General features: G+C 68.2%; 4 protein-coding genes and 2 pseudogenes. 5 read left to right on the forward strand and 1 reads right to left on the reverse strand.

Annotated features, from left to right (window positions below; all coding sequences use genetic code 11):
- The first annotated feature begins 68 nt into the window (after positions 1-68).
- The 4 genes and pseudogenes from NI18_RS10925 (at position 69) to ilvD (ending at position 6821) form a co-directional block, all read left to right on the forward strand.
- A complete protein-coding gene (locus tag NI18_RS10925) occupies positions 69-2120 on the forward strand; it encodes a M13 family metallopeptidase (protein WP_037529926.1) in 2052 nt (683 codons plus the stop codon).
- 80 nt (positions 2121-2200) lie between these two features.
- Positions 2201-4585, forward strand: coding sequence for a response regulator (locus NI18_RS10930; protein ID WP_037529927.1), 2385 nt, complete (start codon positions 2201-2203; stop codon positions 4583-4585).
- 48 nt (positions 4586-4633) lie between these two features.
- Positions 4634-4984 (forward strand): response regulator, encoded by a 351-nt coding sequence (locus NI18_RS10935; RefSeq protein ID WP_031396103.1) that lies wholly within the window; start codon positions 4634-4636, stop codon positions 4982-4984.
- Positions 4985-5100: 116 nt separating this feature from the next.
- Positions 5101-6821, forward strand: a pseudogene (gene ilvD / locus NI18_RS10940) (dihydroxy-acid dehydratase).
- Between the two features lie 82 nt (positions 6822-6903).
- Here ilvD and NI18_RS26970 read toward each other — a convergent pair.
- Entirely contained in the window at positions 6904-7323 is a 420-nt protein-coding gene (locus NI18_RS26970) for a hypothetical protein (protein ID WP_306286376.1), read from the reverse strand.
- Between NI18_RS26970 and NI18_RS23345 the strand changes: the two are divergent.
- Positions 7240-7584: pseudogene (locus NI18_RS23345) on the forward strand (NAD(P)H-hydrate epimerase); the annotation flags it as partial. The gene NI18_RS26970 and the pseudogene NI18_RS23345 sit on opposite strands and share 84 nt — an antisense overlap.
- Between the last annotated feature and the right edge of the window lie 495 nt (positions 7585-8079).

Here is an 8079-nt window from a genome sequence, read left to right on the forward strand (position 1 = left end):
AGACCTTCCCAACTGGGCCCCGGCCTTCGCGGGGAGGTGTACCGCGAACGAAATTCCAGGAGACTCGCATGAAGACCTACATCGCCGCCGGCCTGCTCGCCGCCACCGCGATCACCGGCGTCACCGCCGCCATCTCGCAGACCGCCGAACCAACCGCCGCACCCGCCGCGCCCGCCGCGACCGGCGCGCAATATGGCAGCTTCGGCTTCGACGAGAAGGGCATGGACAAGAGCGTCCAGCCCGGTGACGATTTCTACGCCTTCGCCAATGGCAACTGGGCGAAGACCACCCCGATCCCCGCGGACAAGTCGAACTACGGCGCGTTCAACTTCCTCTCCGACCTGTCCGAGACGCGCACCCGCGGCATCCTCGACACCGCGGCCAAGGACTCGAACTCGAAGATCGGCCGCGCCTATGCGACCTTCCTCGACACCGGCACGATCGAGGCCAAGGGGCTGGCGCCGATCCGGCCATGGCTCGCGAAGATCGCCGCACTGAAGGACCGGTCGGGCTATCCCGCGCTGCTCGCCGAGGCGGATCGCGCCGGGATCGGCGGCCCGTTCGGCAGCGGCGTCGGCCAGGACGACAAAATCCCCGAGCAGTACGCGCTCTCGCTCGGTCAGTCGGGGCTCGGCCTGCCCGACCGCGATTATTATCTCAGCACCGACGCCAAGCTGGTCGAGGCGCGCACCGCCTACCGCGCGCACATCGCGAAAATGCTGATGCTCGCCGGCGAACCCGATGCCGAGGCGCGCGCCGCCGCGTTGCTCGCGTTCGAGACCGAGATCGCCCGGGTCAGCTGGACCCGAGTCGACAGCCGCGACGCGACCAAGACCTATAACAAGATGACCGTCGCCGATCTCGCCAGGCGCGCGCCCGGCTTCGACTTCGCGGGCTATTTCAAGGCGACCGGCACGCCCGTACCGACCGTCATCGTCGCGCAGCCCTCGGCGATCACCGGCATTGCAAAACTCGTCGCGACCGCGCCGATCGGCGTGCTCAAGGACCAGCTGATGCTCCGCTCGCTCGACGGCTATGCGGACGTGCTGCCAAAGGCGTTCGACGCCGAACAGTTCGCCTTCTACGGCACCGTGCTCGGCGGCACGCCCGAGCTGGAGGCCCGCTGGAAGCGCGGTGTCCAGTTCACCAGCGGTGCGCTCGGCGACGAGGTCAGCAAACTCTACGTCGCGCAGTATTTCCCGCCCGAGACCAAGGCCGCAGCCGATGTGCTGGTGAAGAACGTGCTCGCCGCGATGGGCCGCCGGATCGACAAGCTCGACTGGATGGCGCCCGAGACCAAGCAGAAGGCGCATGCCAAGCTCGCCGCCTTCACCCCCAAGATCGGCTATCCCAGCCAGTGGAAGGACCTGTCCGCGCTGACGATCACGTCCGGCGACGCGTTCGGCAACGAATGGCGCGCGAACGAATGGCAGCATCAGGACAACATCGCCAAGCTCGGCAAGCCCCTGCAGCGCTGGGAATGGGGCATGACGCCGATGACGGTGAACGCCTATGCCAATTTCGGCATGGTCGAGATCGTCTTCCCCGCAGCCATCCTCCAGCCGCCCTTCTTCGATCCCAAGGCCGACGACGCGGTCAATTATGGCGGCATCGGTGCGGTGATCGGGCACGAACTGAGCCATCATTTCGACGACCAGGGTTCGAAATACGATGCCAAGGGGCAGCTCACCGACTGGTGGACGCCCAAGGACATCGCCGGGTTCAACGCACTCACCGGCAAGCTCGGCGCGCAATATGACGCCTATGAGCCGCTGCCGGGGATGCACGTGAAGGGCCAGCTGACGATGGGCGAGAACATCGCCGATCTCGCCGGGCTCACGGTCGCCTATGACGCCTATCACACCGCGCTCGGCGGCAAGGCGGCCCCCGTGCTCGACGGCTTCACCGGCGACCAGCGCTTCTATCTTGGCTGGGCGCAGGTCTGGCGCCGCAACTACCGCGAGGCGAATTTGCGTCAGCGGCTGCTGACCGATCCGCATTCGCCGTCGCAGCAGCGCGCCTCGGTCGTCCGCAATCTCGACCCCTGGTACGCCGCCTATCAGCCCAAGCCGACGCAGCGCCTGTATCTCGCGCCCGAACAGCGCGTGCGTATCTGGTGACCGGCCGCGTCCCTGCCCGGGAAACCGGGCGGGGACATGATGCTTGACCCCAAACCCCCGAACAGCGGAAGAGGCATCGCATGGTTTCGCTTCCGCCCCAGACCGGCCTCGGGCCGAACCGCCGCGCCGCCCTTGTCGCGACGGTGACGGGGATCGCCGCATCGGGGCTGGTGCTCGGCATGATCGGCGACATCGTCGTCGCGGCGGCCTTTCTCGCCGCGGCGATCATCGTCATCGGCGCGGTGATCGTCTGGCGCGTGCTCGCGCGCGCCGGCAGCGCCGAACTGCGCACGATCGACTGGGACTTTACGCGGGCGGTGGCGCAGGCGAGCGGCGATGCAATCGCGGTGACCGATCGCGCGGGCCGGCTGGTCTGCGCGAACGACGCCTATGACGCGGTGTTCAGCGGCTTTCCGACCCCGCCGGGGCTGCCGCTCGATGCGAGTGGGGTCGTATTGCTCGCCGAGGCCGGACGCACCGCATGGCGCGACGGTCATGCGCAGGCGGAGCGGCTGGTCGCCAACGGGCTGCGCATCTCGGCATCGATCACCCGCGCCGGCGACGAGGCGGACATGCTCGTCTGGCGGTTCGTCACCGCGCCCGACTATGACCTCGCGCAGACCGCCGAACGGCTGATCGACGGGCCGACCGGCGACCGGCTCGGCGGCAGCGGGATCATGGCGGCGTTGCTCAGCGCCGACGGCCGCGTCCGCGCGACCAACCGCGTGCTCCGCGTCCGCGCGATCGGCGACGAGCATGAGGCGATCGAGGGACGCGACTTCGCGCGCTTCCTGATCACCGACAATCGCGGCCTCGTCCGCTTCGCGCGCGAGGGCGGCGCGGGGACGCCGCTGCGCGTGGTGCAGGTGCCCTTTGTCGAGGGCGACGACGCCCCCGTCCTCGTCATCCTGCTCGACGACGAGGAGGACGCGCCCGCGATCGGCGCGTCGGCCTCCGCGCATGTCCGCAGCCTCGTCAGCCTGATGCCGTTCAGCATGGCGCTGGTCGATCGTGAGGGCCGCTTCATCCAGATGAACGACTCGTTCCTGCGCGCCGCCGGGGTCGTCGGCGCCGCGCCGCCGCTCTACCCCGGCGATCTCGTCGTGCGCGAGGACAAGACCGCGGTCGCCGACGCGATCCGCCGGTTCGCGGGCGGGCAGACGCATTCGACCGACATGGCGGTCCGGCTGAAGGATCATCCCGACGAGCCGGTCGCGCTGACCATCGCCGGCGCGCGCGGGCTCGGCGACGCCGCGGTCCTGCTCAGCCTCAAGGACAATAGCGAGGAATCGCGACTGAAGCGCGAGGTGGCGCAGGCGACCAAGATGCAGGCGGTCGGCCAGCTCGCCGGCGGCGTCGCGCATGATTTCAACAACATCCTGACCGCGATCATCGGGCACTGCGACCTGATGCTGATGCGCCATTCGCCCGGCGACAGCGATTATGACGACATCCAGCAGATCCGCACCAACTCGAACCGCGCCGCCGGACTGACCCGCCAGCTGCTCGCCTTCAGTCGCCAGCAGACGCTGCGCCCGCAGATCCTGCAGTTGCCCGACGTCGTGTCCGAGGTCTCGAACCTGCTCAAGCGGCTGATGGGCGAGACCGTCCGGCTCGACATGATGCACGGCCGCAACCTGGGGCCGGTCCGCGCCGATCCGGGGCAGCTCGAACAGGTCGTCGTCAATCTCGCGGTCAACGCCCGCGATGCGATCCTGTCCGCCAACCCGCGCGGCGGCGGCACGCTGACCATCACCACGCGCTCCGTCTCGGCGACCGAAGTGCGGCAGATGGCCTCCGACATCCTGCCCGTCGCGGACTATACCGCGCTGATCGTCCAGGACACCGGCACCGGAATCCCGCCCGAGGTCCTGCCCAAGATCTTCGAGCCGTTCTTCACGACCAAGGAATTCGGCAAGGGGACCGGGCTCGGCCTCTCGACCGTCTATGGCATCGTCAAGCAGTCGGGCGGCTATATCTTCGCCGAATCGCAGCCGGGGCAGGGGGCGACCTTCACCATCTTCCTCCCCGTCCACGCCGCGCCCGCCGCGCCGCGGCTCACCGCGCCCAAGCCCGCGGCCAAGCCCGCCGACCTGTGGGGCACGGGCACGATTTTGCTGGTCGAGGACGAGGACATGGTCCGCGCAGTCGCCGAACGCGCGCTCACCCGCCAGGGCTATAGCGTGCTGACCGCGGAGAATGGCGAGGTCGCGCTCGAGATCATGGCGAAGAACGGCCGCCCCGATCTGCTGATCACCGACGTGGTGATGCCGACCATGGACGGCCCGACGATGGTCCGGCACGCCCGCGAGAAATATCCCGACCTGCCGATCGTCTTCATGTCGGGCTATGCCGAGGAACAGCTGCGCAAGTCGATCGACCTCGACAATGTCGAGTTTCTTCCCAAGCCCTTCTCGGTCCAGCAGCTTGCCGAAGCCGCGCGCGACGTTCTTGCGGCACGTTAAGCAACAAGATGTTGGCGCTCGGCGAAATTGCCGCCTAAGGTACAAAATATGAACGTGCCACAGCAGATCCTCATCGTAGAGGATGAACCGTTGATCGCCATGATGCTCGAGGATTTCCTCGAGGTGCTGGACAAGGGCGTCGCAGGGTCCGTCGACACCGTCGCCGATGCCCTGCACCGCATCTCGGCCGGGGGTGTCGACGCCGCGATCCTCGACGTCAACCTGCGTGGCGGTGAGAAGAGTACTCCGATCGCCGAACGGCTTGCAGAGGGCGGCATTCCCTTCGTGTTCGCGACCGGCGGTGGCGATGACGGCCTCGATCCGCGCTTCCGCGACCGGCCCCGCCTGCAGAAGCCGTTCACGATGGACGGCGTCGCCAAGGCGCTCGAAAGCCTCTGACGCCCGCCGCGCTCGCTTTGCGGCGGGTGCCCGGCCACGCCCGCGGCGGATAAAACTGCAAATCCATACGCAACTGTCTTGCGCAAAGGCCCCGTCTCGCGACATAGGCGGTCGCCATGACCCGTATATTCGATAAATCGCGCCTGCCGAGCCGGCATGTCTCCGTCGGTCCAGAGCGTGCGCCGCACCGCAGCTATTACTACGCGATGGGTATTCCCGAAGAGGATATCGCGCGTCCGTTCGTCGCGCTCGCATCCGCCGGCAACAACTCAGCCCCATGCAACACCACGCTCGATGCGCAGGCCGATGCCGCGCAGGCGGGCGCATCCAGGGTGGCGGGATGCCGCGCCGCTTCAACACGATCACCGTCACCGACGGCATCGCGATGGGGCATCAGGGGATGAAGGCGAGCCTCGTCAGCCGTGAAGTCATCGCCGACTCGGTCGAACTCTCGGTCCGCGGCCATTGCTACGATGCGCTGGTCGGTTTTGCCGGGTGCGACAAGTCGCTGCCCGGCATGATGATGGCGATGCTCCGCCTGAACATCCCGTCGGTGTTCGTCTATGGCGGCTCCATCCTGCCCGGCCGCTATCAGGAGCGCGACGTCACCGTCGTCGACGTGTTCGAGATCGTCGGCAAATATGCCGCCGGTGCCTGCCCGCTGTCGGAGGTGCATGCGCTCGAGAAGGTCGCCTGCCCGGGTCACGGCGCCTGCGGTGGGCAATATACCGCCAACACCATGGCCTGCGTCGCGGAAGCGATCGGATTGTCTATTCCGAACAGCAACATGGTGCCAGCTCCTTACACGACGCGTGAACAGATCGCGGTGGCTGCGGGGGCGCAGGTCATGGAGTGCCTGGCCGACAATATCCGCCCGCGCGACATCTGCACCCGCGAGGCCTTCATCAATGCGGCGCGAGTCGTCGCCGCGACCGGCGGCTCGACCAACGCCGCGCTGCATCTGCCCGCCATGGCGTCGGAAGCGGGGATCGAGTTCGACCTGTTCGACGTCGCGGAGATCTTCAAGACAACGCCGTACATCGCCGACCTCAAACCCGGTGGGAAGTATGTCGCCAAGGACATGTACGAGGCGGGCGGCGTCTACATGCTGATGAAGACGATGCTCAGCGGCGGGTTCCTCGACGGCAGCTGCATGACCGTAACCGGCAAGACTCTGGCCGAGAATATCGACCAGGTGACGTGGAACCCCGACCAGAAGGTCATCTACGACATCAGCACCCCGCTGACCCCGACGGGTGGCGTCGTCGGCCTGCGTGGCAGCCTCGCCCCCGATGGCGCGATCGTGAAGGTCGCGGGGATGCATCGGCTGCAGTTCAGCGGGCCGGCGCGCGTGTTCGACTGCGAGGAGGACACCTTCGCCGCGGTCGAGGCGCGCGCGATCAACGAGGGCGAGGTTATCGTCATCCGCTACGAAGGTCCCAAGGGCGGTCCGGGCATGCGCGAGATGCTCTCGACCACCGCCGCGCTCTATGGCCTCGGCATGGGCGAGAGCGTCGCGCTGATCACCGACGGCCGTTTCTCGGGCGGCACGCGCGGCTTCTGCATCGGCCATGTCGGCCCCGAAGCTGCCGATGGCGGCCCGATCGCACTCGTCGAGGATGGCGACATGATCCATATCGATGCCGAGGCGGGGACGATCGATCTCGATGTTCCCGAGGACGTGATGGCGGCACGCCGCGCGGTCTGGGTCCCACGCAAGACCGATTACGGCTCGGGGGCGCTGTGGCGCTATGCGAAGACCGTCGGTCCGGCGTACAAGGGCGCGGTCACGCACCCGGGAGCCGCAGCCGAAACGCATGTCTACGCGGATATCTAAACGATCGCAGTATCTTGTCGGGCTTGTCTCGCTCCCGCTGGCAGCCTGCGGGAGCGGCAAGCCCGACACCGGTGACACGGCGTCACGCCGCGACGACCCACCCGTCATGCATGTCCCCTGCGCCAAGGGGGCCGCCGCTTTGGCCCCCGACTGCACGATCGAGCAGTCGCGCGGCGCTGATGGCGTGATCCTGACCCTCCGCCACGCCGATGGCGGCTTCCGAAGGTTGCGCGTCGCCCCCGACGGCCGCAGCGTCGTCGCCGCCGACGGGGCGGAGCGGGCGCAGGTCACGGCATCCGCGCCCGGCAGCATCGACGTCGCGCTGGGCACCGACCGCTACCGCCTCCCGCGACGGTCCAGCCAAGTGCGAACGCTCATGATCCGGATCGAGGGCCAGCCCGTCCTGACCGCCGCCGAGATGCGCGTGGCTGAGGATGCGGTGATCGCAACCGGGGTCGCGGTCGAGACGCTGATGGACCGCGCAGGCACCGCGATCGCGCACGCGGTCCACCGTCTGGCGGGATCGAACGCCATCCTGATCCTCTGCGGCCCCGGCAACAATGGCGGCGATGGCTATGTCGCCGCGCGCGTGCTCGCCGACCTGGGCGCAACCGTCCGCGTCGCCGCGCTGTCCCAACCCCGCACCGACGCTGCTAGGGCGGCAAGGGCAGGGTGGCCCGGCCCCGTCCAAACTCTCGTGGACGCGACGCCCGCTCCAATTCTCGTCGACGCCCTTTTCGGCACCGGCCTCACCCGCCCGCTGGATGGTCCTTCACCCCAAACCCCAAACACCCCCCCCGGCGAAGGCCGGGGCCCAGTTGGGCACCGCTATCGACGACTCGCACGGTTCACCCAACTGGACCCCGGCCTCCGCCGGGGAGGTATCGATCGGGGAAAGACTCCACACCCTGACCAAAGCCGCCACCCTCGCCATAGCCATCGACCTCCCCAGCGGCCTCGCCACCGACTCCGGCCACGCGCTCACGACACCCCCCCGTCTTCCACCTCACACTCGCCCTCGGCGCACTCAAACCCGCGCATCTCCTCCAGCCCGCCGCGCGCTATTGCGGCGAGGTCCGCCTCCTCGACATCGGTGTCCCCGTCACCAGCCGGACGGAAGTGCTCAAAAGCCCGCACCTCGCACCGCCCGGACCCGATGCGCACAAATACACCCGCGGCATGGTCGGGGTCATCGCCGGCACGATGGCAGGCGCCGCCGACCTCGCCGCGCTCGCCGCGATGCGCGCGGGCGGAGCGC

This window comes from Sphingomonas sp. Ant20 (assembly GCF_000783375.1).
GTDB classification, from domain to species: Bacteria; Pseudomonadota; Alphaproteobacteria; order Sphingomonadales; family Sphingomonadaceae; genus Sphingomonas; species Sphingomonas aerolata.

Bases quoted from the DNA above. Each gene is read 5' to 3' on its own strand.
- NI18_RS10925 (WP_037529926.1), top strand. From the start codon at position 69: ATGAAGACCTACATCGCCGCCGGCCTGCTCGCCGCCACCGCGATCACC.
- NI18_RS10935 (WP_031396103.1), top strand. From the start codon at position 4,634: ATGAACGTGCCACAGCAGATCCTCATCGTAGAGGATGAACCGTTGATC.
- NI18_RS10930 (WP_037529927.1), top strand. From the start codon at position 2,201: ATGGTTTCGCTTCCGCCCCAGACCGGCCTCGGGCCGAACCGCCGCGCC.